The organism is Spirosoma soli, assembly GCF_042684525.1.
GTDB classification, from domain to species: domain Bacteria; phylum Bacteroidota; class Bacteroidia; order Cytophagales; family Spirosomataceae; genus Spirosoma; species Spirosoma soli.
The window spans coordinates 99646-126320 of sequence record NZ_JBHULN010000007.1 but is presented as its reverse complement, the minus strand read 5'-3'; the positions used below and the strand labels follow the sequence as shown (position 1 = coordinate 126320).

28 protein-coding genes are annotated in these 26675 nt (G+C 48.6%); 16 read left to right on the top strand and 12 right to left on the bottom strand.

Annotated elements, in window-relative coordinates; all coding sequences use genetic code 11:
• Positions 1 to 29: 29 nt before the first annotated feature.
• Complete coding sequence (gene rocD / locus ACFSUS_RS13335; RefSeq protein WP_381523315.1) at positions 30 to 1277, bottom strand: ornithine--oxo-acid transaminase; 1248 nt, start codon at positions 1275 to 1277, stop codon at positions 30 to 32.
• Between the two features lie 124 nt (positions 1278 to 1401).
• On the opposite strand from rocD, the gene ACFSUS_RS13330 reads away from it, so the two are divergent.
• The 4 genes from ACFSUS_RS13330 (at position 1402) to ACFSUS_RS13315 (ending at position 3152) form a co-directional block, all read left to right on the top strand.
• A complete protein-coding gene (locus ACFSUS_RS13330) occupies positions 1402 to 1566 on the top strand; it encodes a DUF5522 domain-containing protein (RefSeq protein WP_381523314.1) in 165 nt (54 codons plus the stop codon).
• A 66-nt stretch (positions 1567 to 1632) separates the two neighbouring features.
• Positions 1633 to 1872, top strand: coding sequence for a 50S ribosomal protein L28 (gene rpmB / locus ACFSUS_RS13325; RefSeq protein ID WP_381523313.1), 240 nt, complete (start codon positions 1633 to 1635; stop codon positions 1870 to 1872).
• Positions 1873 to 2022: 150 nt separating this feature from the next.
• On the top strand, positions 2023 to 2745 hold the full coding sequence (locus ACFSUS_RS13320) for an RluA family pseudouridine synthase (protein ID WP_381523312.1): 723 nt from the start codon (positions 2023 to 2025) through the stop codon (positions 2743 to 2745).
• A 107-nt stretch (positions 2746 to 2852) separates the two neighbouring features.
• Positions 2853 to 3152 carry a Dabb family protein gene (locus ACFSUS_RS13315; RefSeq protein ID WP_381523311.1) on the top strand — a complete coding sequence of 100 codons (300 nt, stop codon included), beginning with the start codon at positions 2853 to 2855 and terminating at the stop codon, positions 3150 to 3152.
• Positions 3153 to 3228: 76 nt separating this feature from the next.
• Here the strand turns inward: ACFSUS_RS13315 and ACFSUS_RS13310 are convergent, their stop codons facing one another.
• Positions 3229 to 3642: an Ohr family peroxiredoxin gene (locus ACFSUS_RS13310; protein ID WP_381523309.1), complete on the bottom strand. Its 414-nt coding sequence runs from the start codon at positions 3640 to 3642 to the stop codon at positions 3229 to 3231.
• A 379-nt stretch (positions 3643 to 4021) separates the two neighbouring features.
• Here ACFSUS_RS13310 and ACFSUS_RS13305 point away from each other — a divergent pair, with 379 nt between their 5' ends.
• The 5 genes from ACFSUS_RS13305 (at position 4022) to ACFSUS_RS13285 (ending at position 9943) form a co-directional block, all read left to right on the top strand.
• A complete protein-coding gene (locus ACFSUS_RS13305) occupies positions 4022 to 5800 on the top strand; it encodes a tetratricopeptide repeat protein (RefSeq protein ID WP_381523308.1) in 1779 nt (592 codons plus the stop codon).
• Between the two features lie 99 nt (positions 5801 to 5899).
• Positions 5900 to 6781, top strand: a complete 882-nt coding sequence (locus ACFSUS_RS13300) for a DUF4292 domain-containing protein (RefSeq protein WP_381523306.1) — start codon at positions 5900 to 5902, stop codon at positions 6779 to 6781.
• A 24-nt stretch (positions 6782 to 6805) separates the two neighbouring features.
• The gene (locus tag ACFSUS_RS13295; protein ID WP_381523305.1) at positions 6806 to 8233 is read left to right on the top strand and encodes a murein hydrolase activator EnvC family protein; all 1428 of its coding nucleotides are present in this window, start codon (positions 6806 to 6808) and stop codon (positions 8231 to 8233) included.
• A 98-nt stretch (positions 8234 to 8331) separates the two neighbouring features.
• Entirely contained in the window at positions 8332 to 9150 is an 819-nt protein-coding gene (gene panB / locus ACFSUS_RS13290; RefSeq protein WP_381523303.1) for a 3-methyl-2-oxobutanoate hydroxymethyltransferase, read from the top strand.
• A 61-nt stretch (positions 9151 to 9211) separates the two neighbouring features.
• Positions 9212 to 9943 carry an RluA family pseudouridine synthase gene (locus tag ACFSUS_RS13285; protein ID WP_381523302.1) on the top strand — a complete coding sequence of 244 codons (732 nt, stop codon included), beginning with the start codon at positions 9212 to 9214 and terminating at the stop codon, positions 9941 to 9943.
• Positions 9944 to 10019: 76 nt separating this feature from the next.
• Here ACFSUS_RS13285 and ACFSUS_RS13280 read toward each other — a convergent pair whose 3' ends face one another.
• Positions 10020 to 10202, bottom strand: a complete 183-nt coding sequence (locus ACFSUS_RS13280) for a hypothetical protein (RefSeq protein ID WP_381523300.1) — start codon at positions 10200 to 10202, stop codon at positions 10020 to 10022.
• A 335-nt stretch (positions 10203 to 10537) separates the two neighbouring features.
• On the opposite strand from ACFSUS_RS13280, the gene ACFSUS_RS13275 reads away from it, so the two are divergent.
• Both ACFSUS_RS13275 and ACFSUS_RS13270 read left to right on the top strand, forming a co-directional pair.
• Positions 10538 to 10909 carry a hypothetical protein gene (locus ACFSUS_RS13275; protein ID WP_381523298.1) on the top strand — a complete coding sequence of 124 codons (372 nt, stop codon included), beginning with the start codon at positions 10538 to 10540 and terminating at the stop codon, positions 10907 to 10909.
• A 116-nt stretch (positions 10910 to 11025) separates the two neighbouring features.
• A complete protein-coding gene (locus tag ACFSUS_RS13270; RefSeq protein WP_381523296.1) occupies positions 11026 to 13449 on the top strand; it encodes a TonB-dependent receptor in 2424 nt (807 codons plus the stop codon).
• A gap of 98 nt (positions 13450 to 13547) precedes the next feature.
• Here ACFSUS_RS13270 and ACFSUS_RS13265 read toward each other — a convergent pair whose 3' ends face one another.
• Positions 13548 to 14765, bottom strand: a complete 1218-nt coding sequence (locus ACFSUS_RS13265; protein ID WP_381523294.1) for a pyridoxal phosphate-dependent aminotransferase — start codon at positions 14763 to 14765, stop codon at positions 13548 to 13550.
• Between the two features lie 138 nt (positions 14766 to 14903).
• On the opposite strand from ACFSUS_RS13265, the gene ACFSUS_RS13260 reads away from it, so the two are divergent.
• Positions 14904 to 15215 carry a type II toxin-antitoxin system HigB family toxin gene (locus ACFSUS_RS13260; protein ID WP_381523293.1) on the top strand — a complete coding sequence of 104 codons (312 nt, stop codon included), beginning with the start codon at positions 14904 to 14906 and terminating at the stop codon, positions 15213 to 15215.
• Positions 15212 to 15568: a helix-turn-helix domain-containing protein gene (locus ACFSUS_RS13255; RefSeq protein WP_381523291.1), complete on the top strand. Its 357-nt coding sequence runs from the start codon at positions 15212 to 15214 to the stop codon at positions 15566 to 15568. The genes ACFSUS_RS13260 and ACFSUS_RS13255 overlap by 4 nt, the downstream gene beginning before the upstream one ends.
• A gap of 17 nt (positions 15569 to 15585) precedes the next feature.
• Here ACFSUS_RS13255 and folK read toward each other — a convergent pair whose 3' ends face one another.
• Both folK and ACFSUS_RS13245 read right to left on the bottom strand, forming a co-directional pair.
• Positions 15586 to 16068, bottom strand: a complete 483-nt coding sequence (gene folK, locus ACFSUS_RS13250; RefSeq protein ID WP_381523289.1) for a 2-amino-4-hydroxy-6-hydroxymethyldihydropteridine diphosphokinase — start codon at positions 16066 to 16068, stop codon at positions 15586 to 15588.
• A 74-nt stretch (positions 16069 to 16142) separates the two neighbouring features.
• The gene (locus tag ACFSUS_RS13245; protein ID WP_381523287.1) at positions 16143 to 17156 is read right to left on the bottom strand and encodes a formylglycine-generating enzyme family protein; all 1014 of its coding nucleotides are present in this window, start codon (positions 17154 to 17156) and stop codon (positions 16143 to 16145) included.
• A gap of 131 nt (positions 17157 to 17287) precedes the next feature.
• Here ACFSUS_RS13245 and ACFSUS_RS13240 point away from each other — a divergent pair, with 131 nt between their 5' ends.
• The gene (locus ACFSUS_RS13240; RefSeq protein ID WP_381523286.1) at positions 17288 to 19189 is read left to right on the top strand and encodes an ABC-F family ATP-binding cassette domain-containing protein; all 1902 of its coding nucleotides are present in this window, start codon (positions 17288 to 17290) and stop codon (positions 19187 to 19189) included.
• Positions 19190 to 19275: 86 nt separating this feature from the next.
• On the top strand, positions 19276 to 19926 hold the full coding sequence (locus ACFSUS_RS13235; protein ID WP_381523284.1) for a DedA family protein: 651 nt from the start codon (positions 19276 to 19278) through the stop codon (positions 19924 to 19926).
• Between the two features lie 276 nt (positions 19927 to 20202).
• On the opposite strand, the gene ACFSUS_RS13230 is transcribed toward ACFSUS_RS13235, so the two are convergent.
• The 6 genes from ACFSUS_RS13230 to ACFSUS_RS13205 all read right to left on the bottom strand — a co-directional run bounded on the left by ACFSUS_RS13230 (position 20203) and on the right by ACFSUS_RS13205 (position 25682).
• Positions 20203 to 20370, bottom strand: coding sequence for a hypothetical protein (locus ACFSUS_RS13230; protein WP_381523601.1), 168 nt, complete (start codon positions 20368 to 20370; stop codon positions 20203 to 20205).
• A 17-nt stretch (positions 20371 to 20387) separates the two neighbouring features.
• Positions 20388 to 20612 carry a hypothetical protein gene (locus tag ACFSUS_RS13225; protein WP_381523282.1) on the bottom strand — a complete coding sequence of 75 codons (225 nt, stop codon included), beginning with the start codon at positions 20610 to 20612 and terminating at the stop codon, positions 20388 to 20390.
• Between the two features lie 76 nt (positions 20613 to 20688).
• Positions 20689 to 23124 carry a 3-hydroxyacyl-CoA dehydrogenase/enoyl-CoA hydratase family protein gene (locus ACFSUS_RS13220; protein ID WP_381523280.1) on the bottom strand — a complete coding sequence of 812 codons (2436 nt, stop codon included), beginning with the start codon at positions 23122 to 23124 and terminating at the stop codon, positions 20689 to 20691.
• Positions 23125 to 23166: 42 nt separating this feature from the next.
• A complete protein-coding gene (locus tag ACFSUS_RS13215) occupies positions 23167 to 23658 on the bottom strand; it encodes a nucleotidyltransferase (protein WP_381523278.1) in 492 nt (163 codons plus the stop codon).
• Between the two features lie 123 nt (positions 23659 to 23781).
• On the bottom strand, positions 23782 to 24252 hold the full coding sequence (locus ACFSUS_RS13210) for a MarR family winged helix-turn-helix transcriptional regulator (protein ID WP_381523276.1): 471 nt from the start codon (positions 24250 to 24252) through the stop codon (positions 23782 to 23784).
• Positions 24253 to 24434: 182 nt separating this feature from the next.
• Entirely contained in the window at positions 24435 to 25682 is a 1248-nt protein-coding gene (locus ACFSUS_RS13205; protein ID WP_381523274.1) for a TlpA disulfide reductase family protein, read from the bottom strand.
• Between the two features lie 40 nt (positions 25683 to 25722).
• Between ACFSUS_RS13205 and rsmH the strand changes: the two genes are divergently transcribed.
• Positions 25723 to 26628 carry a 16S rRNA (cytosine(1402)-N(4))-methyltransferase RsmH gene (gene rsmH, locus ACFSUS_RS13200; RefSeq protein WP_381523272.1) on the top strand — a complete coding sequence of 302 codons (906 nt, stop codon included), beginning with the start codon at positions 25723 to 25725 and terminating at the stop codon, positions 26626 to 26628.
• Positions 26629 to 26675 lie beyond the last annotated feature (47 nt).

Sequence of the window (26675 nt, the reverse complement as noted above, 5' to 3'; positions counted from 1 at the left end):
TGGTTGTCTTTTCTCCCTTTTGCTTTTACCTAAAACGCTACCATTGTCTTTTCGATAATATCGCAGGCTTCGTGCATCTGCTCTTCATTGATAACCAGCGGGGGCGCAAAGCGAATCTTATCACCATGCGTTGGTTTGGTCAATAAACCGTTGTCTTTTAGCTTCAGGCAGATTTCCCAGGCCGTTTCATGACCCAAATCAGGCCGTTCGGTTATTACAATCGCATTCAGTAAGCCTTTACCACGTACCGATTTAACCAGGTCCGTTTTTTGGCTAATAGCTGTCATACGAGCCCGAAAGATTTCACCCATTGCAGCCGCGTTTTCAGCGAGCTTTTCATCTTCAACCACCTGTAGCGCTTCCATCGTTACTACACAGGCCAGTGGATTTCCTCCATAGGTGCTTCCGTGTTCACCCGGCTTGATGGTTAGCATCACCTCATCCGACGTCATAACGGCCGAAACCGGCATAGTACCACCTGAGAGTGCCTTACCGAGCACCAGCAGATCAGGTTTTACCCCTTCATGGTCGCAGGCAACGCGCTTGCCCGTTCGTCCGATACCCGTTTGTACTTCATCGGCAATAAACAGTACGTTGTATTTCGTACACAGCTCCCGGACACCACGTAAATAGCCTTCGTCGGGTACAACTACCCCGGCTTCGCCCTGAATGGGTTCAACCATGAACCCGGCAATGTTCGGATCATTCCTGAACGTTTCTTCCAAAGCCGTCAAGTCGTTATACGGAATAATAACGTAACCGGGTAGTAGCGGACCAAAGTCATTGGTGCTACTAGCGTCCGTCGACGATGAAATAGCCGCCAGCGTTCGACCCCAGAAGTTACCCGCTGCATACACGGTTTTCGCCTGATTCTGCGGAATTCCTTTCACCTTGTACGCCCATTTGCGCGTTAGTTTGAGCGCGGTTTCTCCACCTTCGGCACCTGAATTCATCAGCAGTGCTTTATCGTAGCCAAAGTATTCGCAAAGAAACTTTTCGCAAAGACCGGTCTTATCATTATAGAACGCCCGTGAGGTCAGCGTTAGGCGCTGCGCCTGCTGGATCATGGCGTTGATGATGCGGGGGTGACAATGGCCCTGGCTAACGGCACTATAGGCCGATAGGAAGTCAAAATAGCGTTTACCTTCTACGTCCCACACATGAACGCCTTCGCCCCGTGCCAGTACAGCCGGAATGGGATGGTAGTTATGCGCCCCGTAATTCCATTCTAACTGCATGGCCCGATCGGTGGCCGAGATCTGCATTGCTGTTTCCATAGCTGTAGTGAAATTAGTTAACAATGAGTGTGTTAATGAAGTAAGTTATACTTTTTGCAACCAACCGCCTAAATAGTCCGTTTGCAATCAAAAGTACAGCTTCTTGTACAGACGCCCAAAAGCGATGCAGCCCCATCCCGAGAAGAAAAAGATCCCTGGCCTGGCCGACGAGGATTATTACTACACTGACGAAGGATTCGTTGTCTTCACGGCCGCTTATCACCTCAAACGTGGCTACTGCTGTAAGAACGGTTGCCGTCACTGCCCTTATGGATTCAAAAAAAAGTAGCGAAGAGTTGCAGATTATGAATAAATTAGCCAAATTTGCGCCCTCATAAGGAAAACGAGTACGGTAATGGCCAGAGTTTGTCAAATCACAGGAAAGCGCACGCGGACGGGAAATAACGTTTCTCACGCCAACAATAAAACCAAGCGTAAATTTTACCCGAACCTGCAAAAGAAGCGGTTCTTCGTTGAATCAACCGGCGAGTGGGTTACGCTACGAGTGGCTACATCGGCCATCAAGACGATTAATAAGAACGGCTTAGAGGCAACGCTTCGCAAGGCTCACGAGCGCGGTACGTTGTCGCTATAGTTGTTAGTACGATATTTATCTTGAGCCTCTTCCGCTTGGAGGAGGCTTTTTGTGTTTTCTATGTTGTCAAGGTTAGTCAGAAGTGGTCAAGTATTGTCAAGCAATCGTCTGACCATGTCTGACTCTACCTGGCCCTACCTGACATATACAATGAAGCTGAATTTTGAAGACCTCATCGTTTTTGAAAACGATGATTATATACTCATCAACAAACCGCCCCATGTAGCGTCGCTTGATGAGCGTACCACTGACCGAGGTGGACAAAGTATTCTGCGAATGGCTAAAGCGTATCATGCCGATGCACAGCTTGGCCATCGCTTAGACAAGGAAACATCGGGCATTTTGGCCATCGCTAAAAATCCGGAGGCTTACCGGCATTTAGCCATGCAGTTTGAGCATCGTGAGGTCACCAAACGGTATCATGCTGTAACTAATGGCGTACATAACTTTGAAGGCATTTCCGTTTACCTTCCCATCTCGCCTATTAAAGACGGAACCGCCGTTCGGATTGACCGTGAGAAGGGCAAAATTGCGGAAACGATCTTTAATACCCTTCAGGCCTACCGCACAACGACTTTAGTAGAATGCATGCCTATCACGGGCCGGATGCACCAGATTCGGGTTCATTTGATGTGCCTGAAAGCGCCCATCGTTAATGACCCGACGTACGGCGGTGAACCCGTTTTCTTGTCGGATGTAAAACGGAAATTTAACCTAAAGGAGGGCACCGAAGAGCTGCCTTTGATTCAGCGAGTTGCGCTTCATGCTCATTCCTTAACCTTTACCCTGTTAGACGGCGAAGAACAAACGTTTGTGGCTCCTTACCCGAAAGATTTTGGCGTCCTGGTCAAGCAGCTCGAGAAATTCTCGTGATCGTTGGAGAGTCACTGAACCGGTAGGTTAGTAAATGTTTTTGGCTGGTTCTGTCAGTATGCCCAGCCCTTACTAACTTACCGCCGTATTCACTTACCAACTGCAATATGTTTGTTCATACCGTTTTTTTCTGGCTTAAACATCCTGAAAGCCAGGACGACCATAACGCCCTTCGCGCTGGTCTGGAATCGTTGAAAGGCGTAAAAGAAATTTCAGCGGCTTACATCGGTACTCCGGCCGATACCCGCCGTCCCGTCATTGATCATTCGTACGACTTTTCATTGACGTTCGTTTTTGAGGATAAAGCTGCCCACGACGCTTATCAGGTACACCCTGTGCACCTGGAGTTCGTGGCCGAGTGCAGTCATCTCTGGGAGCGGGTGCAGGTATACGACGCAATTTCGTAAGGCGGGTGAAAACCCGCGTTTGAGTGTCACCAGGTTCTTTCACCGACACTCAAATGCGGGTTTTCACCCCCTTTACTTACACCATCACGTCAATTTTCATATCCATATTACCTTTCACCGCTTTTGAGTACGGACAAACAGCATGGGCCGTTTCGGCTAATTGCTGAAGCTGGTCTTTATCCATGTGTGGGGCCTTAACGGTAATCTTACCCGACAGAAACATATTATTACCGTCTTTATTGAGCGAGATACTTACTTCAACAGCATGCTCGGGCAAAATTACTTTCCGGCGCTCGGCAACAGCCATCAACGCTCCATTATAACACGCGCTATAGGCAGCGGCAAACAACATCTCGGGATTGGCCGCTCCGCCCAGGCCGTGCATTTCTATTGGCCGCTTCACATCTAATTCTAAAATACCATCAAGCGATTTAACATCGCCTTCGCGCCCGCCGACATTGCTGACGGTGGCAGTATACAAGGTCTCCATGAGAATGATTTTGTGGTTTATCAGTTAATTTCTGCGGCTTACCACTCGGCAGGCTTACTTACTAACCATTATCGATAGACTTGTTCACTCTTTTTGTGGACCCTCAATCGGACAGGCAAAGCAGGCCTAACGTTTCTAAGCTGATTTACAGGCGCCTAACCGTCAAAAATTATGTCTGCTTAATAAGGGCAAGAAATTTGCCCTATTAAATACGGAACAAAAAAGGCCCTAATTGCCCCATTGCTAACCACTACGTCGGATGTTACTGACATTCGGTCAATTTGAATTACCTTTGTCTAAGGGGCTCCGTCGGGTTAAAGCTGCAATAGAACGAGACAGGCCGCGTTTTGGTAAATAGCACCTTGATACGCTGACCAGCATGAATACGCTACATAAACTCTATAACCACCAACGCCTTCAGCATTGCGTTGGCGCCCTTGGGCTGGTGCTACTACTCGGTGTTGTACCTGCTTGGGCGCAGCGCAAACGTGCTGCCGATAACGATACAACCTTGGCCAAAGCAGGTGCAACCACTACGGTACGTATCGAGCAGGAAACCATGTTTACCGATGGTGTCCGCTTCTTAATGACCGACGAGCCCGCCAAAGCCATCGCTCAGTTTAATAAGCTTCTGCAGAAAGATCCCAATAATGCAGCGGCACAGTATGCCACAGCCAATGCGCTACTAAAGACAGGCAAAACCGCCGAAGCAATTCCTTATGCCGTTAAAGCGCACAGCCTCGACGGGAGCAACAAGTTCTATACCTTGCTTTTAGCCGAGCTATACGTTAAGCAGAAGCGGTATAGCGAAGCCGAAAGCCTCTATGAAGCGCTGCTCAAGAAAGGAGCCGAAAACGCGGAATATGGCGTTGAGCTAGCCGCTATCTATCTATTCGATGACAAACCAGACAAAGCACTTGATACGTATAACTTTGTCGAGCGTGAGCTAGGTTTAAACGAAGAAATCACTCGTCAGAAGCAACGGATCTACCTTAAGCAGAACAAAATAGATAAGGCTATTGAAGAGGCCGAGAAACTGGTAGCCTCGGAGCCGAGCGATCCCGATTATCTGCTCGAAGGCGCCGAATTACTGATTGCCAATGACCGTACCGATCAGGCAATCAGCTGGATCGACCGAGCCCTTAAACTGAATGCCGACCTTCCACAAGCGCATGTTTTGCTGGCCGACATTTACCGCAAAAAAGGCGACATGGCCCGCGTCACGAAGGAGTTGAATCAGGTGTTTGCCAACCCAAATCTCGAAGCAGGTCTCAAAGCGCGCATTTTATCGAGCTACGTGGGCATGACGGGCGAAAATCCGAATGCTCAGCAGGATGCGCTCAAGATGGCGCAGGATTTAGCGAAGTCCCAGCCCAATGACCCAAAATCACAGGTGATGGTCGCCGATTTGCTGGCTCAGCAAGGTAAAAAAGCGGAAGCTCGGGATGCGTATGCTAAAGCCACCCGAATCGATCCATCAGTCTATCAGGTTTGGGAAGCTTTGCTGCAGTTAGACGGTGAGCTTAACCAAGTTGACAGTTTATTGACCCACTCCGAAAAAGCTCTTGAAGTGTTCCCTACGCAAGGGCTGTTCTGGTACTCGAATGGTTCAGCTCACCTCATCAAACGGCACTACCAACAAGCCGTTGATGCGCTTGAAGAAAGTCAAAAGCTGTTGGCGGCTACACCAAATACCGATTTAAAGAAAGGCATAACGGCCCAACTCGGCGATGCGTATAACGGTCTGGGCGATCATGCTAAATCCGACGAAGCTTATGAAGCAGTGTTAAAAATTGACCCGTTGAACGACTACGTGCTCAATAACTACAGCTACTTCTTATCGTTGCGAAAACAGAACCTTCCGCGGGCGTTGCAACTGTCCCAAAAACTTGTTGAACGCCATCCAACCAACGCCACCTATCTGGACACCCATGCCTGGGTGTTGTATGTGTCTAAAGATTATGCAAAGGCCCGGCAGTATCTGGAGAAAGCACTCGCTGATCCAGCCGGTGCGAGCGGAACGATTATCGAGCATTATGGTGATGTTCTTTTTCAGCTTGGGCAGTCCGATAAAGCCGTTGAGCAATGGAAACAAGCGAAAGCAAAAGGCGGTGCCAGTCCTGATGTAGACAAAAAAATCGCTACTGGAAAGTTGTAAAACGATCTGTGACTACGGTTGGGGTATAGAACTGTCAGTAAAGATATCGTCTGTTCAGTCAATACCATGCTGATAAGCCACAGATTGAAAACTACCCAAATGAATAAATACGTTCTATTTACCCTTGTTTTAAGTGCCTTAGTGAGTATCGAGAGCTGTCGGCGCCGACCCATGTCTCGTTCGACCGGTTCTGGCTCAGCCCCACCTACGCCCCTTCCTTCTGCTGACTCCAGCGTTGCCGTTCGCCCAACTCCTCAGCGGCCGGCTGACTCAACGACGACTTCGCGCCCGACCCGCCCCGGCATTGAAGAAGCCCGTACGAACGTAGCCGAGATTGACTTTCGTTACCTTACGGCGAAATCGAAAATTTCATTTAAGAGCCCTGAGCAGGATATCGACAATGCAAACATCAATCTTAGGGTGCGCAAAGACAGCCTGATCTGGTTGTCTGTCTCTAAGTTAGGTATCGAAGCCGTACGTGGCCTTATCACTCGTGATTCCATTACCATCATTGACAAAATTCATAAAGAATACACGGTCTACGACTTTCCAACACTGAGCAAGCAGTTCAACTTTAATATGAACTTCGAGTTGCTGCAGGCGCTGATTGTTGGTAATTTGCCTTTACCCAAACGGCCGGCGCAGAAAATCAAAAACGAGCGCGACTATCTTCTCCTTCGGCAAAGCGAAGGGAAAGTGCTTGTTGAAAACTACATTGGTGAGCAGGATCGGAAATTGAAGAAGCTGATGGTTACCGAGCAACCCACCAAGAATACGTTACGCCTGGATTACGAAGATTTCAGCTCACTGAACAATTTTCTGTTCCCGTATACAAGTTTGGTAACGCTCGATTACAAATCGAAAACAGACGGGCAATTTTATCAAACCCTGCTTCGTATCAAGCACAGTAAAGTTGAATTAGTCGACAAAAGCCCTGGGTTTCCGTTCACAATCCCAGCTAATTATCAGCGTCGACCTTAGGCTATTCCGTTGGTTTACACCCTTATGCACACCAAATTTTTGTGTCTGTTTTCTTTTGTTCAATGGTCCGGTATTGGTCTGGTACTAGTTGGACTTCTATTGGCAACGGAGTCCGCACAAGCCCAGCAAACGCAGCGTAACCGGCAGGTTTTAGAGCGGGAAAAGAAGCAGAACCTGGAAAAAATGAATCAGATACGGACGATCCTGAAGCAAACAGCGTCCGAAAAGCAAGTGGGTTTGGGCCAGCTAAAGGCGCTTAATCAGCAGATTCAGGCCCAGTCGCAACAAATCGGTTTACTTAACAAAGACCTTAGACTAACCGAATCCGAAATTGCCGAGCTCCGTCAGGCCAGCAACCGGCTCACCCGAGACCTCGAAAAGTTAAAAGACGAATACGGCTCGATGGTCTACGCTGCCGACAAACGACGCCAACAGGTCAATCCACTAGGCTTTCTGTTTGCCTCCGACAACTTCAACCAACTCGTTGCCCGCTACCGCTATCTGCGCCAATATTCCGACGCCCGGCAGAGCCAGGTACGTCAAATGAATAATATCCAAACCATGCTGCAAAATAAGCAGCAAGCTACCCAGCGCAAACGTCAGCAACAACGCGGTACGTTAGTAGCAAAGGTGCAGGAAGGTCAGAAGCTCGAAACGCTTAAGGAAGAGAAAAATCAGGTGGTGAAAGAGCTGGGACAGAAAGAAGCGGAGCTCAAAGCCGAATTGGCGGAGAGCCGTCGGGCCGTCGACCGGCTCGAGGCCATGATTACGCGTATCATCGCCCGGGAGGCTAAAGAGCGGGCTGAGCGCGAAGCTCGGGAGCGTGCCGAACGCGAACGACTCGCCCGGCTGGAAGCAGCCCGGAAAGCAGCGGAACGCAAACGAGCCGAAGAGGCCATTGCTGCTGCCGAAAAAGCCGGCGAAAAACCAGCCCCGGCCGACGTAGCCAAGGTGGAAAAACCCGTTGAGTCAGAACCAGCCGCCCGAAAACCCGACGAACGTCGTAACAACAACCTCAACGACGAAGAAACCGCCCTGGCATCGTCGTTTACGGCTTCGCGCGCCAGATTACCCTGGCCAGTTTCAAAAGGTTTCATTTCTGACCGCTTTGGCCGTAAGCCCCACCCCGTTCTGAAAGGCATCTACGTCGAAAACCAGGGGGTCGATATCCAGACGAATGCTGGCGAAGGCGTCCGGTCGGTATACGACGGCATTGTGCAGGACGTCACCAGCATGCCTGGCATGAACAACGTAGTCGCTATTCAGCACGGCGATTATTTTACCGTCTATGCCAAACTACGTAATGTATCGGTTCATACAGGTCAGCGCGTGAAAGCCCGCGAAGTGATCGGTACGGTAGCCACCGATAAGAATGGCGTTTCGGAAATGCAGTTTCAGATCTGGAAAGAATTCACGAAGCTCAACCCTGAGTCGTGGCTCATCCCCCGATGAAGTTGTAAGGTTATACAGTTGTAAAGTCTGTTCGCTCCAATAAACAACCGACTTCCTTCAGAACTATATAACTTTACAACCTTACAACTTTAGGACTGATGTCTGTTCACAATCCCGATATTAAACGCGTTACGACGCACACCATTCAGGAATTAAAAAATAAAGGTGAGAAAATCTCGGCGCTGACGGCCTACGATTACTCAATGGCCCGGGTCGTCGATACGGCCGGTGTGGAAGTCATCTTAGTAGGCGACTCGGCATCGAACGTGATGGCTGGCCACGAAACCACCCTTCCCATTACGCTCGACCAAATGATATACCACGCCAGTTCGGTGGTTCGGGGTGTCAAGCGAGCCCTTGTTGTAGTAGACCTACCGTTTGGCTCGTACCAGGGCAACTCGTCGGAAGCGTTACGGTCAGCCATCCGGATCATGAAAGAGTCCGGGGCACATGCTGTAAAGATGGAAGGTGGCATTGAGATAAAGGAATCAATTGTTCGTATCCTAAGCGCAGGTGTGCCTGTGATGGGACATCTAGGTTTGACGCCCCAGTCTATCTATAAATTTGGTACGTATGCCGTGCGGGCTAAAGAAGAAGCCGAAGCTCAAAAGCTGATGGATGATGCGCACATGCTCCAGGATATCGGGTGCTTCAGCCTAGTACTCGAAAAAATACCAGCGGCCCTTACCCAAAAGGTATCTGAGAGTTTAACGATTCCGACCATTGGTATCGGTGCTGGCCCCGCTGCTGACGGGCAGATTCTGGTTATCCACGACATTCTGGGCATTACGAACGAATTTAAACCGCGCTTTCTCCGGCGATACGCCGATCTGCATACGGTTATGACTGAGGCCATTGGTCATTACGTTGACGACGTAAAGGCCAACAGTTTTCCGAACGAGAACGAGGCATATTAAGTTAGTAAGGCGGGTGGGAGCCCGTAGCCTTTACTTACAGCGGGTCCCGCCCGCGTCACCTATGAAAAAGAAACCGTATCAGGTGGTTTACGAAGATAACCACTTGCTGATTGTTAATAAAGAGCCGGGTATACTTGTACAGGGAGACCGTACAGGCGACGTTACCCTGTTAGACGTCTTAAAAGACTATATTAAAGAAAAGTATAACAAGCCCGGCGAAGTGTTCTTAGGCTTGGTTCACCGGCTCGACCGCCCCGTAAGTGGTCTGGTTGTGTTTGCCCGGACGTCGAAAGCACTGGAGCGGATGAACGAAATCTTCCGAAAGCGGCAAGTGCAGAAAACATACTGGGCCGTTGTTCGGCATAAACCACCGACGAACGCCGACAAGCTCATAAACTGGCTAGTGAAAGATGAGCAGAAGAATCAGGTAACGGTTTATGATTATGAAGTGCCTAACTCCCAGAGAGCGGAGCTTTCATACCGAGTAATGGGTAAAATCAATGAGCATTATCTGATTGAGGTAAACCCCATCACAGGACGTCCCCATCAAATCCGGTCGCAACTGGCGCACATGGGGTGCCCGATTCGGGGTGATGTGAAGTATGGATATGACCGTGCCGTACCCGATAAGAAGATCTACCTTCATGCCAGAAGGCTTTATTTCATCCATCCTGTAAAGAAAGAGCCGATTATTTGCCGGGCCGGTTTGCCGAACGACCGATTTTGGGAAGAGTTTCTAGAACTTGATGACGAAAGCTTCAAAGACAAAAACCTGGATATTACGTTTGAATAACGTAGTAAACGCTCAAAAAGTAAAAAGCCGTGGCTTCTTCCGAGAAGCCACGGCTTTTTGTATACATAAACAATTGTTAGTCAATAGTCGGCTGTGTCCGAGCGTCGTTCTGAGGTACAACATCCGTTAATATTTGCTCCATTACACGTTCTGCCATCTGAATAGCTCCACGTAATGCACCGTAGATTAAACACAGTGGCAAAATAATGGGTAGAAAAAAGACCCATTGAAAGATCATGTACAAACGAACATTTTTCATCGGCTCAGAGGTAAATTTAGAGTTAAGTTTACGGAAGTATCAATAATGTCAAAAGCGTGTATCAAACCCTAATACGACGTTCTAACCATATTCAAAGTTAACCTTGACTAAATACAAAAACAAGTTAAAAAGGAAAAAACTTGCCAAAAAACAGCTTGAAAATACCTGATATCTTGTAAAGTAAATGTCACTTAAACCCAACATTTAGCAATAGTCAAATATAGTGCCAAAATATAATTCAACGTAGATCCTAAGACTCTTTGAGAAGATTTACTTTGAAGATAGTACATTTTGGCCACTTTCACCATTACATTTGCTAGGTACTCATTACCAATATGTTCCGATTGCAATCTTATCGGTTTGGCGTAGCCCGCTTTCTCTTTGGTCTGTACATGGCTGTACTGATCAATGGAGTGGTGTTTCGCCATGCGCACCGATTGGCCGACGGAACGATTATTTGTCACGCTCACCCTTACAAATCGTCGCCAGGCACTCAGTTTCCTTCTCACGCCCACAGCCGCGATGAACTGATCTGGTTGGATGCGTTTGCCCACGCACTTTACGCGAACCCAACTGCGCTTGTCTGGACAGCCGTATTAGCCGTGGTGTTAGTGCTGACCGTATCTGGTGTAGCACGACTGCTTTCTCCCTTTTCTACCGAGCACATTGCGTTTCGGCATCGAGGCCCCCCGGTGCATTTGGTATAAATCTTTTTTTCGTATGCTCTCTAACTACTTGTTGGTTTAGCCGCTATTGGGCCGAACTCATGTGGTTTTATGAACGCATACGCCTGGTTTATTCTCCAAATGCTATTTAAAACTTCATGTTTCGACTCCTACTTATTTTTTTATTACTACCAGGATTAGCAGCAGCTCAAGCTGTTATGAGTGGGTTGGTCACCGATAAAGCGACTAACGAACCACTAGTTGGCGCTACTATTTACCTGGTTGACCTGCAAAAAGGTGCTTTAACCGACACACTAGGGCACTATCGTATTCCCGATGTTTCGGCTGGTTCACACAAAGTGGAGGTGCGTTTACTGAGTTATAAGACCCAAACGCGCACCGTTCGGGTTCTCGATGGTGAGACAAGTGCCAACTTCGCTCTGGAAACCGAAGCGGCCCAGCTTCAGGAAGTCGTCGTAACAGGTCTGACTACGGGATCAACCGTTAAAGACAGTCCGGTACCGATCATGACCTACAACAAAATTCAATGGCTTCAGACCTCGTCAACAAACCTGGTTGATGCCGTTGGCAAGCTGCCCGGCATGTCGCAGATTACAACTGGAGTCGGATTGTCTAAGCCGGTTATTCGAGGTTTGGGCTTTAACCGAGTTATAACGGTGCATGATGGCGTTCGGCAAGAAGATAACCAATGGGGCGAAGAGCACGCGCTTCAGGTAGACGAATACTCTATTGACCGCTATGAAATTATTAAAGGCTCAGGCAGTTTACTGTATGGTTCTGATGGACTCGGGGGCGTAATGAGCTTGATTTCGGCTCGTCCACCCGAAGCGGGCGTGTTGCGCGGTCAATTACTGACAAATTACCAGAGTAATAACGGCATGGTTGGCCTGTCGGGTGTTGTGGAAGGCACAACGCAAAAAGGTCTGTTTGGACGGGTTCGTGTGAGTACTAAAACGGCCGGAAACTACCAGAATCGCTACGACGGGCGTGTTTACGGATCAGCGTACCGTGAGTTTGATATAAGTGGTACTATAGGCATTACTCGTAAATGGGGATACTCGCAGCTGTACGTTTCCAACTGGCACCAGGATATTAATATTGTGACGGGTGAGCGTGACCCAAGCGGCCGTTTCTTAAAACTGGTCCGAGTCAGTGCCGACTCTGAAGCCTTAGCACCTGTATCGGACGCCGAACTGCGCGGTCGTGCTATTGAACCAGCCAACTATCAAAACCTTAACCACTTCAAAACTTCGTGGAACACGTTTGCAAAAGTGGGCGGTGGTAATTTATCAGCCATTGTCAGCTACAGCCAGAACCGCCGGCAGGAGTTCGCCAGTACGCTCACCCCCGGTCAGCCCGCGCTGTATTTCTTTCTCCAGAATGTCTTTTATGACTTTAAATATTACTTCGGCGGACGTAACGGCTGGGATTTTACCATAGGTGGTAATGGTTTATGGCAGTACAATCAGAATTTAGGGTTAGAGGTTCTTTATCCGGGGTATCGCTCCTGGGATAATGGCCTGTTTGCCTTTGCCCAGAAGAAAACCAACCGCCTAACCATCAATGGTGGCTTACGGATGGATGTCCGGCAAATGCGTATCAATAAATTGTATGCCGATAGTAGTGGCGTGTTCAGCGAAAGACCAATTACTGGAGGCCAAACCCGGTTTGGCGGACTTAACAAGACGTACTCAAACCCGACAGCCAGCTTCGGAATTACTTATTCTTTGTCGAGCCGATGGATTGTAAAAGCGAATCTCGGCCGTGGCTTCCGGGCACCGGCTACGGCTGAGTTATCGGCCAACGGCGAACATGCCGGTACGTTCCGTTACGAAATCGGCAGTCCGGACCTGCGCTCAGAAACGTCCTGGCAAAGTGATTTGGGCATCAACTACGAATCACCGGATGTGTCGATCACGGCCAGCTTGTTCCAGAACCGGATTAGCAATTTCACGTATTCCGAAAAAGTACTCGACCGCTTTGGCCGCGACTCTATCGTTGATCCATCCCGACCAATCTTAACATATCGTTACACACAAGGTGATGCAGTTTTGTTTGGTGGGGAAGCTCAGGTAAGCATTAACCCGCAGTCGGCACGATGGTTTCATTTCACAACCTCCTATTCGCTCGTTCGGTCTCGTAACCTTTCGCAGACAGCTGATTCAGCCCGATATCTGCCTTTTTTACCACCACCGCGTATCATTGGCCAGGTTAAATTCACGAAGGCCGAAGCGGGTAGCCACTGGCGAAATCTGTATGCATTGCTGGAGATCGAACACAACTGGCGGCAGAATCAGGCACTATTAGCATACGGCACTGAAACGCTAACGCCCGCTTATACCTTGATTAACCTTGGAGCAGGCAGTGACATGCTATCCACTAAAGGTCGAACTTTATTTTCGGTGTATCTGACTGTCCAAAACTTGTTCGATACTGCCTACCAAAGCCACCAAAATCGGTTAAAATACTTTGGCGTAAATGAGGCTACCGGCCGAAGGGGTGTATTCAATATGGGACGGAATGTCAGCGTGAAGTTGGTAGTACCATTCGGTGGGAAGTAGCTATAAGTCAAACGGGCGGGTCCGGTTATGATTCGTTAGCTAGAAATGATGCTAACGAATCATAACCGGACCCGCCCGTTTGAACTACAATTGGTTTATTACTTCAGCGTTGCTACTGCGTCTTTAATCCGCTGAACGGCTTCGGCCAGCGACTCGTCTGATGCGGCAGTAGAAATTCGCAAACAATTTGGCGCCCCAAAACCCGATCCAGCTACGGTAGACACGTAGGCCGTGTTCAGCAACCATGACGCGAAATCGTCTGAGTTATTGATCGTCGTGGTGCCGTCCGACTTACCATAGTAGTAACTGATATCGGGGAAAGCATAGAAGGCTCCTTCGGGCACATTGGTCCGAAACCCCGGTACTTCTTTCAAAAGCTTAACAACTAAATCACGTCGACGCTGATACGCCCTGGTCATCTCCAGCGAGGGCTCCAAGGGGCCATTCAGGGCCACAACCGTTGCCTTCTGGGCAATTGAGTTCGTACCAGACGTAACCTGTCCCTGTAGTTTCTCGACGCCTTCAGCAATCCACTTGGCGGCACCGATGTAGCCAATACGCCAGCCGGTCATCGCGTATCCTTTTGCCACGCCATTAACGGTAATCACACGCTCAGCAATCTCGGGAATTGAACCGATACTAAAATGACCTTCCGGCGTGAAATTGATATATTCATAAATTTCATCGGCCAGCACATGAATGTTTTCGTGACGGGCCACTACATCAGCAATGGCGCGAAGTTCGGCCTCCGAATAGATTGAGCCCGTTGGATTGTTTGGCGACGCGTACATTACAATTTTCGTCCGATCGGTAATAGCGGCTTCAAACTGCTCAGGCGTTACTTTAAAGTTATTCTCAAACGATCCATCCACAACAACTGCCTTTCCTTCGGCCAGCTTGACCATTTCGGAATAGCTAACCCAGTAAGGCGAGAAGATAATCACCTCATCACCCGGATTGATCAGCACCTGAATGACATTGGCCAACGAGTGCTTAGCACCAGTTGAGACAACTATATTTTCGGGTTTCCAGTCGATGTTGTTGTCACGCTTAAATTTATCAGCAATCGCTTTACGCAAATCGGGGTAACCTGCAACGGGCGAGTAGCCATGAAAACCATCGTCAATCGCTTTTTTGGCAGCTTCGCAGATGTGCTGAGGAGTTTTGAAATCGGGCTCCCCAACGCTCAGGCTGATTACTTTGTGGCCCTGGGCGGCTAATTCACGAGCTTTTTTGGTCATCGCCAGTGTGGACGATTCCTCCAGCGCGTTGATGCGGTCGGCTAACAGACTCACGGTTTCGAGCGTGGCAGACATAATCGGTGGTGATTTTAAGAATTTGACAACAAACTGAGGGCAAAGGTACTATGTTTTCAGTGGAGGGGCGATATTGTTCAGAAATTAAAAATTCTATCTACTTTTGTTCACTATAAGTAAACTCTGAATCATGGGTTCATGTTCAACATTATAGCAAGGCGTACGTTGCTTAACTATTGCAAACGTTATCCTTCGGCAGCAAATGCGCTAAAGCAGTGGTACGCAGAGATCGAAGGACATGAGTTTGCTAATTTTAATGAACTAAAGATGGTTTACGGCTCAGTGAGTATTGTCGGGGACGACCGGGCAGTATTCAATATAATGGGCAATAAATACCGTCTAGTTGTACGTATGGTATTTGACTATAAGGTTATCCAGGTTAAATGGTTCGGTACTCATGCTGAGTATGACAAGATCGACGTAACAACCATACAATATCAAAAGTCATGAGACTCAAACCAATTAAAACAGAACAAGAATACGATGAAATGATGGTCTGGATTGATGAGCAATTTGACCGCAAAATACCACCGGATAGCCCAGACGGAGAAACTTTACAGGTAGCTTTACTGCTTATTAAAGCGTATGAAGACGATCATTATCCCATTCCATCACCAGACCCCATTGACGCTATTCGCCTTAAAATGGAGGAAAAAGGTTTTAGAAATAAAGACTTTGTAGGCAAATTAGGCAGTAAAAGCTACGTATCGGCCGTACTTAACCGACGCAAACCACTCACGCTTGAAATGGCTAAGTTTTTCCATAAAGAATTGGGGATTCCGGCAGGTGTGCTACTGAGCTAATGCAGATAACAATTTTTTCAATAAGGAGAAAAGGGCACAACTTCGTTTAAGTCATCACACTCGGCCAGCAGTTCAGCGTTTGTTTTTTGTAAGATTGGATGCACAAAATTGGGCGCTACTTCGGCCAGCGGTACGAGTGTAAAGCGTCGCTGATGCAGATACGGGTGGGGGATCGTTAGTGTATCCGTTTGCAGAATGAGTTGGTCGTAATAGAGCAGATCAATGTCAATCTTCCGCGCCCCCCACCTCTCCAGCCGAACACGGCCTAATTCCTGTTCAATGGCTTTAGTTTGCTCTAACACAGCTTCTGGTCCAAGCGTGGTTTCTACGACTAGTACCTGATTCAAAAACGCGGGCTGATCGGTGACGCCCCACGGCGCCGTTTCGTATAATTCGGACTGTTGAGTAACAACTCCAATACGTTCATTGATAAGGCTAACAGTCTTGCGCAGGGTTAATGCCCGGTTACCCAAGTTGGCACCAAGGAGAAGATAAAGCATAAACAAAGGGCGAGAGAGCGAGAGAGCAAGAATTGAAGTTATTTCGATTACGAACCACTCTTTCGCTCTTTAATTTAATAGTCCTTAATGGGTTGAATGTCATAATAGGCCTTAATCACTTCTTCGCTGGGTGTTTTGGCGGGACGAACAATCCGGAAACCAACAAATGAAGCGGAGGTTAGCCACCAATCTGACTTGGGACTTTGTGGATCAAGCACTTTCCAGGCAGGTGCCGAGGGGGTCCGGGCAGCCGAACGCAACACAGTTGGATCATCGTCCCACGACCCACCCCGCACTGAGTTCGGATAAAGCGTAGTAGTAGGAGCATACGGTTCTTTGATCTTCCCAGTGGCTTTTTGCTTGTAGTAATCTTCGATGTACTGGTCTTGCGTCCATTCCATTACGTTACCATGCATATCGTACAGGCCAAATGAGTTCGGCTTTTTTGTGCCAACTTTCTTGTAAGCACCATCACTATTACCGTTAAAGACGGCGTATTCGCCTAGCTTTTTCACGTCGTTACCGAATGAGTAAGCCATGGTGGCGTTGGGCCCGGTGCCCCGACAGGCATACTCCCATTCGGCTTCGGTGGGCAGGCGATAAAACACGCCCGTTTTAGCGTATAACCAGGCGCAGAACTTAATGGCAGCGTACTGGGTCATGTTGATGGCCGGATAACCCGCCCGCCCCATGCCGAACGACATATCCACGTAAGGTGGACTGGGTCGCGTAGTGGCATCGGTCTTACTCAGATTGGCATCTAACTCGGTGTACTTGGCAGCCATTTCTTTTTCCATGTTCGTAAAGGCGAACAGGTCGTAAAGGTCCCAGGTCACCTCGTACTTACCCATGTAAAAAGGCTCGATCGTAACACCATGTTTTGGGCTTTCGTCGGGCTTATGTCCTTTCTCGTCAGGCGTACTGCCCATTAAAAACTTCCCCCCCGGAATAGCCACCATCGCATAAGTCTGGTTTGAGCCGGGAATGACCTGAGTATATGATTTAAAATCGGTAGTGGTTTGAGCCAGCGAGACAACTGTGCAAGTGGTTGTTAATGCAATAGCTGACAAGAGACGTTTCAAATGCATTTCTGGTTGTATAAGAAAAGGATCAGTTTCTCTTAAAAGGTAAAAGTACGAACGATCTCCTTTGTTGTACCTTTGTAAAAAATGAAAGAATTAGTCATTTGGCCAGCTAGCGCCACGAGTGACTACACATTATGAATTACTTATCAGCCGAAAACTTAACTAAATCATACGGTGACCGCATCCTGTTCCGCAACCTCACCTTTGGGGTCAATCGGGGTGATAAAGTTGCTATTGTCGGGGCGAATGGCTCCGGAAAAACAACATTATTGTCAATTCTAGCGGGTGCCATGCCACCCGACTCGGGAATTGTCAGTCATCGCAAAGACATTAGCATTGGATACCTGGATCAGCAACCCGACCTCAACGATGCGCTGACTGTCATGGAAGTGGTGCTGGCGGGTGAAAGTGCCCAACTCGATGCCGTGCGTGCTTATGAACATGCCCTGGCGCATGACGACCATGCAGCTTTGGAGCGAGCCATGTCGGACATGGAAAAGCTTGAAGCGTGGGATTATGAAGCCCAAATTCGCCAAATCCTGGGCGAGTTGGGTATTCAGGACGTTGAGCAACGAGTTGGATCACTCTCGGGTGGGCAACGTAAACGGGTAGCCCTGGCGCGGGTATTAATCCAGAATCCAGACCTACTCATTCTGGACGAGCCAACCAACCACCTCGATCTGGAGGCTATTGAGTACCTGGAAAACTTCCTGAATACGAATAACGGAACGCTGCTGATGGTTTCGCACGACCGTTATTTCCTGGATCGCGTTTGTAATCAGATTGCTGAGCTGGATAATGGTCAGCTTTACACGTACAAAGGCAACTACGCTTATTTTCTGGAAAAGAAAGACGAACGCGAAACGGCGGCAGCTTCGGAGTTGGCCAAAGACCGAAATACGTTTCGACGCGAATTGGAGTGGATGCGTCGGCAACCCAAGGCACGGGGCACCAAAGCCCAATATCGGATTGACGCGTTTGAAGATTTGAAGGAAAAAACCAGTGGCAAACGGAACGATGGCGAGCTTGACCTGAATTTGCGAACTGCCCGGCTTGGCACTAAAATATTGGAAGTCGAAAACCTCAGCAAACGCTTCGGCGATAAGGTTCTGCTCGACCATTTTACGTACACCTTCAAACGCTTCGACCGGGTTGGCTTGATTGGTAAAAATGGGATGGGCAAAACCACCCTAATGAACATGCTGACGGGCTTAATCCGCCCCGACTCAGGCAAAATTTCAACGGGTGGTACGGTCAAGTTTGGTTATTATACCCAGAGCGAACTGGATATGCCCGAGAATCAGCGGGTGATTGACGTAGTGCAGGACGTAGCCGAAGTGATGAAACTTGCCAACGGCGATACGGTCACGGCGAGTCAGTTGCTAAGTCGGTTTCTGTTCAACCGGCAGAAACAGTACGACTATGTGTCAAAGCTGAGCGGTGGCGAAAAACGACGCTTGCAGTTGCTACTTGTGCTGGTGCAGAACCCAAATTTCCTGATTCTCGACGAGCCGACGAACGATCTCGACATCACGACACTTAACGTACTGGAAGATTTTTTGCTCAACTTTTCGGGCTGTGTTCTGATCGTGACCCACGACCGCTATTTTATGGACCGGCTCGTTGAGCACGTTTTTGTGATGGAAGGCCAGGGCAAAGTTCGTGATTATCCCGGAAACTACACCGATTACCGCGAGTGGCGGGATAGTCAGCCGAAGAGCAGTTCACAAAATGATAAACCCGCAACGACAGAAACTAAGAACCAAACGCCAGCGCCGGTGGTTTCTTCGGCGACAGCCAATGGCTCGGCGAACGGCTCAACGAAAAAGAAACTGTCGTTCAAGGAGATTCGTGAGTACGAAACGCTCGAAAAAGAAATCGAGTCGTTGGAGCAACGAAAAGCTGAAGTTGTGGGTCTGCTCAATGGAGGAGGTCATCATGAGCAATTAACCAGTTGGGCAAGGGAGATTGAGGAAATTGACCAGGCCATCGCCCAAAAATCTGACCGCTGGCTCGAGTTGGCGGAGTATATTTAAAGAGTGAATGAGTGAGAGAGCGAAAGAGCGAAAGATGTTGGTTAGACTCCACTCTTTCACTCTTTCATGCTTTCGCTCTTTGAACTATGAACCAGATCATCGACTTTTTTCAGTACCTGCTTAACTCAGAAGAGATCATTCGCACGGGCGGACTGGTGCTGATTACGCTCATCATCTTTGTCGAAAACGGCATTTTCTTCGGCTTCTTTCTGCCGGGTGATTATCTGCTGTTTTTATCTGGCGTATTTGCCGGTACGAAACTGCTCAATGTGCCCCTCTGGTTGCTATTGAGCTGTATTTTCGGAGCGGCTGTGCTGGGTTCGCTGACCGGATACGTAACGGGCTACTACTTTGGCGCACGCATCAAGAACCGGCCCGATTCTCTGTTTTTCAAGCAGAAGTACATTGATAACACGCGGGAGGCCTTCATCCGCTACGGCAACGGCGCGTTGATCATCTCAAGGTTCTTGCCCATTGTTCGCACCTTTGCGCCGATTCTGGCCGGTCTGATTCACATGCCCTTCCGTTTCTTCATGCTTTACAATGTATTAGGAGGGGCTATCTGGGTAATTTCTTTGGTAGGTGGAGGCTTCTATTTTGGTGAGCGTTTTCCGTGGATCATCAACTACGTCCACTGGATCATTATTTTCTTCTTAAGTGTCACCACTTTTACAGTCATTCGTGGCTATTTGAATGCCAGACGAGAAAGCCGGACAGAGAAGGTTGAAAAGATTTAGACACAGCAAAAGCGGCCACCCTGCCGCTTTTGCTGTATACTGCCTTATTTGATAACTCTATCTAAGACTCACTCCGTGTATAGAGAAACATGCTCGTACTTTAAGATTTTACCGTCAGCAGTTACCAAACTCATATTTTTGATCCGTGCTGTAGCTCCAATCAGCTGATCTGCCGGATCACTGTGAAAAGTACCCGGCAGATTGCAAGAGTCCATAATAATCTCTCGTTCAAGATTAATTAATGTAATACCTGAATTGTCTATAGCCTTTTTCAAACTAGTTGGCTAAATCCTCAGCCAATTCTAACCGACCTTTTTCTACTAATTTGGCCACCTCCCAACATGATATATTGCTTACACAAATATCTGGCGGGTTAAAATTGTCTAAATAACAAAGCGTTGTAGCCGTTAATCTATCCGGCTCATTAATCCACCATATCCATATGTGGGTATCTAGTCAAATCATAGAGTTGCGTCCCAGTCTGATACGTCGGTTGCAGAGCCGAACGGATTATCAAAACGAATGGGTTTCCCGCGCAGTGGAAATCGATCGTTAAGATTAAGCTTAACATCAGCTTCTTCCTCTATAATAATCACTTCCAGGTTTTTTCCCTTAGATAAAGGCAGATTGCACAATACCAGTTCGTGATTTTGATCTATTTGAGTGTGAATACGGATAGCTCTCATAGCAATTAAAGAGCGAATCGTCTAGACTAGAAAATTGTGGGCATCGGAATTTAACTCTCCGATGCCCGAATATACCCTAATTCCGCAAAGGCTTACCACCTGTCAGCAAGCTCTGAATACGCTCCAGCGTTTTCTTCTCACCAGTGAGTGATAGGAAAGCTTCGCGCTCCAGATCGAGTAGGTATTGCTCAGATACCATTTGAGGAGCGCTCAGGTCTCCGCCACAGATAACATACGCCAGTTTATCAGCAATCTTCATGTCGTGGTCTGAAATGTAACGCCCCATACGCATAGCAGTCAGGCCCGCTTTGAACAACGCAATACCGGTTTTACCCTGTACTTTGATGTCTTTACGTGGTTTTGGCTGCGTGTAGCCATCTTCGGCCAGTTCGATAGCCGCTTGTTTGGCTTCGGCCAGCAGACGACTGCGATTAAGTACAATCTGGTCGGTCGAACGCAGGTAATTCATCTCGCGGGCTTCCTGCGCCGACGTTGATACCTTCGCCGTAGCCACGTTCATAAAGATGTTTTGCAGAATGTTCAGTTCCGGATCACCCGTCTGGTACAGATCCGACGCCCGGGCGGCCATTTCCTTCGTGCCACCACCAGCCGGAATCAGACCAACACCAACCTCAACCAAACCAATGTAACTTTCCGCATGAGCCACGGCCCGGTCGGAGTGTAATACGGCCTCGCAACCGCCACCCAACGTGAGTGTATGGGGAGCTACCACCACCGGAATTGAGGAGTAACGCAGGCGAGTAATGAGCTTCTGGAACTGGGCAATCATGAGATTAACCTCATCAAATTCCTGCTCAACGGCGTACATAAATAACGTACCTAGGTTAGCACCCGCCGAAAACGCTTCGGTTGAATCGTTACCCACCACCAAACCACGGAAGTCTTTTTCCGCCAACGAAATACCTTTCATCAACGCTTCCGACACCTCTTGGCCGAAGGTGTTCATCTTGCTGCGGAACTCTACGTTCAGGATGCCGTCGCCCAAGTCAACGATATTGGCTCCGGCGTTTTTCCAAACGATGTTGTTGCTGAGGTTCTCCAGAATCGTGAACGCTTCCGTACCCGGAATTACCTGGTAGCTCTTGGTCGGAATATCATAATACTTCCGTTTGCCACTCTCAACCTTGTAGAATTGGTCAAAACCAGCGTCGAGCATGTCATAGACCCACTGGGCAGGTTTTTTACCCTGCGCTTCAATGATTTCAACGCCTTTGCGAACGCCGATGGCGTCCCAGGTCTCAAACAAACCCAGTTGCCAGCCGAAGCCAGCCGTAATGGCCGCATCGATCCGATATAGCTCATCCGAAATTTCGGGGATACGGTGCGTAGCGTATTGAAAGCCATCAGCGAACGTTTGGCGGTAAAACTCACCCGCCTTATCCTGACCAGCCAGCAGCACCGGGAAGCGCTTTTTCAGGTTGTCAATCGCTTTTGTACTTTCCAGCGTCGCAAATTTGACCTTTTGCGAAGGTTTGTACTCAAACGTTTTTAAATCCAGCGCCAGAATCTGCGTCTGACCGGTTGAGTCCTTTGTTTTCTTATAATAGCCCTGACCCGTTTTATCGCCGAGCCATTTGTTCTCCATCAGCTTCTGCACCGACGCAGGCAACTCAAACGACGCCCGCGACTCGTCGTGTTCCATCTTGACGAGATTGCTGGCCACGTTAACGGTCGTATCTAAACCGACCACGTCCGACAACCGAAACGTACCTGATTTTGGCCGACCCACCACCGGGCCAGTCAGCTTATCTACCTCTTCGACGGTCAGGCCCATTTCTTCAGCGACCCGGATCGTCTGAATCAGCGACTGAATACCCAACCGGTTCGCAATAAAGCCAGGCGTATCTTTACACAATACGGTCGTTTTACCAAGGTATAAATCGCCGTAGTTCATCAGAAAATCAATCACGGCTGGGTCAGTATCGGGCCCGGGGATGATTTCGAGCAGCCGTAGATAGCGCGGTGGGTTGAAGAAGTGTGTACCGCAGAAATGACGTCGGAAGTCTTCACTCCTACCCTCGGTTAGCAGGTGCATGGGAATGCCCGAAGTGTTCGACGTAATCAATGTGCCAGGCTTACGGAATTGCTCAACGCGCTCATAAACCGACCGCTTCACATCAAGCCGCTCAACGACGACCTCAATAACCCAATCATAGGTTGCAATCTCTTTCAAGTTGTCATCAAAATTGCCCAGCTTGATCCGCTCGCTAAACTTAGGGCTGTAGAGCGATGCCGGACTAGCCTTCAGCATCGTCTGGAAGGCGTCGTTAACGATACGATTGCGTACAACGGGGCTATCGGTAGTTAAGCCCTTGGCCTGCTCGGCTGCATTGGGTTCTTTTGGAACGATGTCCAGCAACAGAACATCGGCACCAATGTTAGCAAAGTGAGCGGCAATACGCGAGCCCATAATACCCGAGCCTAATACAGCTACGCGCCGAATGGTCCGATTTTTAGTCTGTGTTTTGGGTTTTTCCAGGGTTGCTTCCATGAGTAAAGTAAAAATTAAAAGGCTGAACGACGCGGATTAATACTAATCCGCGTCGTTCAGGCCTCTTTCGCTTTTGATCTTATTTAATTCTTCTATATCCAGAATATCTTTAGGTCGCCCCGTGGCCAGTTTTTCGGTGATCAAATCATTGAGTTGAATCACTTTAAATGTTACGCCATCAAAGGTTACCTCTATGGCTCGTTTGTAACAGACGTCAAAGTCTACGTCACGAAACGCTTTAAGATTATAACCCATGTCGAGCGTAAAACCATACTTACCAACCGAAACCGACGACCAGCCAAAAATCAGTGGGACATCTTTCAAATAATCAGCACCAGCGACTTCGTTCTCTTTCAGCGCTAGGATAAGGTTATGTTTATTCTGCTCATCCGATTTGATCCACAGATCCATGTCCTGCGTTGTTCGTACATGACCGTGGATGACACCAGCCATACCGCCCACCAGTAAAAACTGAACACTGTACCGATTGAGGCTTTCAAGAAGAAGTCGTACATCGTCATCAGCGATATTCATGTTTTTAGCAGGGTTCCCAGGATTAGCGTGGTAAAGTTTTGAGGCCAGACTCATCAACCTTGTAAAAGCCTTCAGGCGATCCTGAGCTATATTACTAACAGTGGCTGGCATGTCGACAGTAATTTAATCCAATGGTAGCTCTTCAATTTCAGTGGTTTTGATCTTGGCATTCTCTTCTTCGACGAGCTTGTTAATGTCTTTCATAACCTCAAAAAAGACGACCAGCTTATCGAGTGGAATCTTCTCACGGATCATGTTATTGAACTGAATAACACCTTCCCGAGCCATTTCCCGCTTCTCTTTACCAGTATCGGTAAGGTAAATCCGGACAAACCGCTTATCGCTACCATCCACTTCGCGCCGAATCAGGCCACGCTCTTCAAGACTCTTTAACATCCGAACTAGCGAACGGGGCTCCATACCGAGCAACGGGCCGATTTTAGTGGCGGGTGTACCCTCTTCGAGATCGATATTGAGCAGCACATAGCCGATCGCCATCGTGATGTCGAAGCGGGCCGCGTAGGCGTTGTACATGCGCGAAATGGCATGCCAGCCCCACTTTATATGAAAGTCTACGGTTTTTTCCTTTTTCATAGTAGGTGTCGTCCTGTCCAATTGCAGGACGTAAATCTACTATTTTTTTAGAAAATAGTATGCATGCATAATATCTGAACCTGGATTTAACTGATTTATGGATTAAACAGATTTTGCAAACAAAACGCCAATAGAAAGCAAGATCCAGTAAATCCAAAAATCTGCTAAATTCAGGTTCAGACTTACTCCGCCAGCAGCTTATCAATCAGACGATTGAACTCATCAACGTACTGGTCGTAATATTTGCCTGTGCCGGGACCGGAGAAACCGGTGTGGATGTGCCGTACCTGCCCTTTTTTGTCGATGAAGATGGTCGTCGGGAATGCAACAACTGCGTTTAGGTCTGGTAGGGCTTTCGATGCCTGCGCTTTGTCGTTGGTGCCAGCCAACACAACGGGGTAGTCGATCTGAAAGCGCTGCTTCATCCGATCAATTTTAGGCCCTGACACGGCCATGTCTGGCGACCGCTCGAAGGCCAGGCCTAAAACTTCGACGCCCCGCTGTTTGTTACGCTTGTACCACGGACTTAAAAAGTTGGTTTCGTCCATGCAGTTGGGGCACCATGAACCCAGAATTTGCACGACCGTTACCTTATTTTTGAAGCGTGGATCAGTTAATGAAACGGTCTTACCGTTTGGCTCAGGGAACGAGACATTCAGTGTTTTAGAACCAGGCTTCAGGTACGTAAGCTTGGCCGGATCAGGCAATTCAGCTTTAGGGTCGAAACGGGCGACCCAGGACTCATAGCCCGAAACGCCCGACCAGAAACCTCCCGTAAGCATCTTGGTAGCTGGGTCGTGTCTGGCCTTGAATAGAAACAAGTGCGACCCGTCGAAGCAGGACAAAAACAGACTATCGCCAACTACATTACCATCCAGATACCGGTAATCGCCAGTTGGCGTTAGGAATGTTCCGGCCAATCGGTTGCCTTTTTGTTCAAACACGCCAACCGCATCAACAGTGTCGACGCGCCCGGTTTTACTTCCGAAATTCGTAGCCCATTTGCCGGTCAAATTCCCGTTGGGCGCTTTTGTATCAGCTGTGAATCGGTAATTCACGCCATGCTGGGCTTCAAACGGCAACGTCTGGTATTGCTGGGCCGCCCGACGGCGACGCCATACGCCCCGGAGCGTATTACCGTCTATCTTTGCAACCAATTCCGATTCAAACAAAGCCATTGGAATGCGTAGCGAATCATCTTGTACAGTGGCGGGGTCCATTTTGAGCCGTTCGCTACCGTTCAGGGCAAATACCGTGTAGGCTTTGGCATCGCCAGCCGCTGGCTGAATATCTAAGCCGAAGGGCAGTTCACCGCCTTTGGTTTTTAAAACAGCGCGATACGTGCCTGGCTTAACGGTAGCTGGCTGACCTGAGCAGGCAGTTGGTAGAGAAAGCAGCACGATGGCCGCGACAGGAATAAGCTTTTTCATGACAAAACAACAACGACCACTAAAGTAGGTTAGTTTCTAAATGAGTCAATACCACGAACCCGTTTTACTACAGGCTTGTATCGATGGCCTGAATATACAACCTGGCGGCACTTACGTTGACGTTACATTTGGCGGAGGGGGGCACAGCCGCGAAATTTTGCGTCAGTTAGATGGCGGCCGTCTGTTCGGCTTCGACCAGGACGCCGATGCCCGCGCTAATGCCCAGGCGCTGGCCGATTCGCGACTAACATTTGTTGCCTCAAACTTTCGTAACCTCAAACGCTATCTGCGGCTCTATAAAACAGATCAGGTTGATGGTATTCTGGCCGATTTGGGCATCTCATCGCACCAGATTGATACGCCCGAACGGGGTTTCTCGACCCGTTTTGACGCTGACCTCGACATGCGCATGAATCAGCAGGCTGACCGTACTGCCCGGCAGGTTGTCAACGAATACAGCGAAGCGGACCTCCACCGAATTTTGGGGATGTATGGCGAGATAACTAACGCCAAAACAGCAGCGGCTGCTGTTGTATCAGCCCGGTCGAATCGCCCTTTGAAAACGGTGAATGACCTGAAAGCGGCCTTGCAGCGTTACGCGCCACGCGGTAAGGAAAATAAATATTTTGCGCAGGTATTTCAGGCCTTGCGAATTGAAGTGAATGAAGAGTTACAGGCGCTGGAAGAGTTTCTGGAGCAGGTGCCAGATGTATTAAAACCAGGAGGGCGGCTAGTGATTATGTCGTATCATTCACTGGAGGATCGGCTGGTAAAAAACTTCATTAACAAAGGTAAATTCCACGGAGAAGTGGAAAAAGACTTGTTTGGCAACGAGATAAAGCCATTGCAGGCCGTAACGCGCAAACCCATTGAGGCCACGCCCGACGAGACTGCCAGAAATCCGCGTGCCCGGAGTGCAAAACTGCGTATTGCGGAGAAGATTTAATTTCTTATAGTGAACGTCTGCTTACAATGTAATCCGCAGACGTTCAC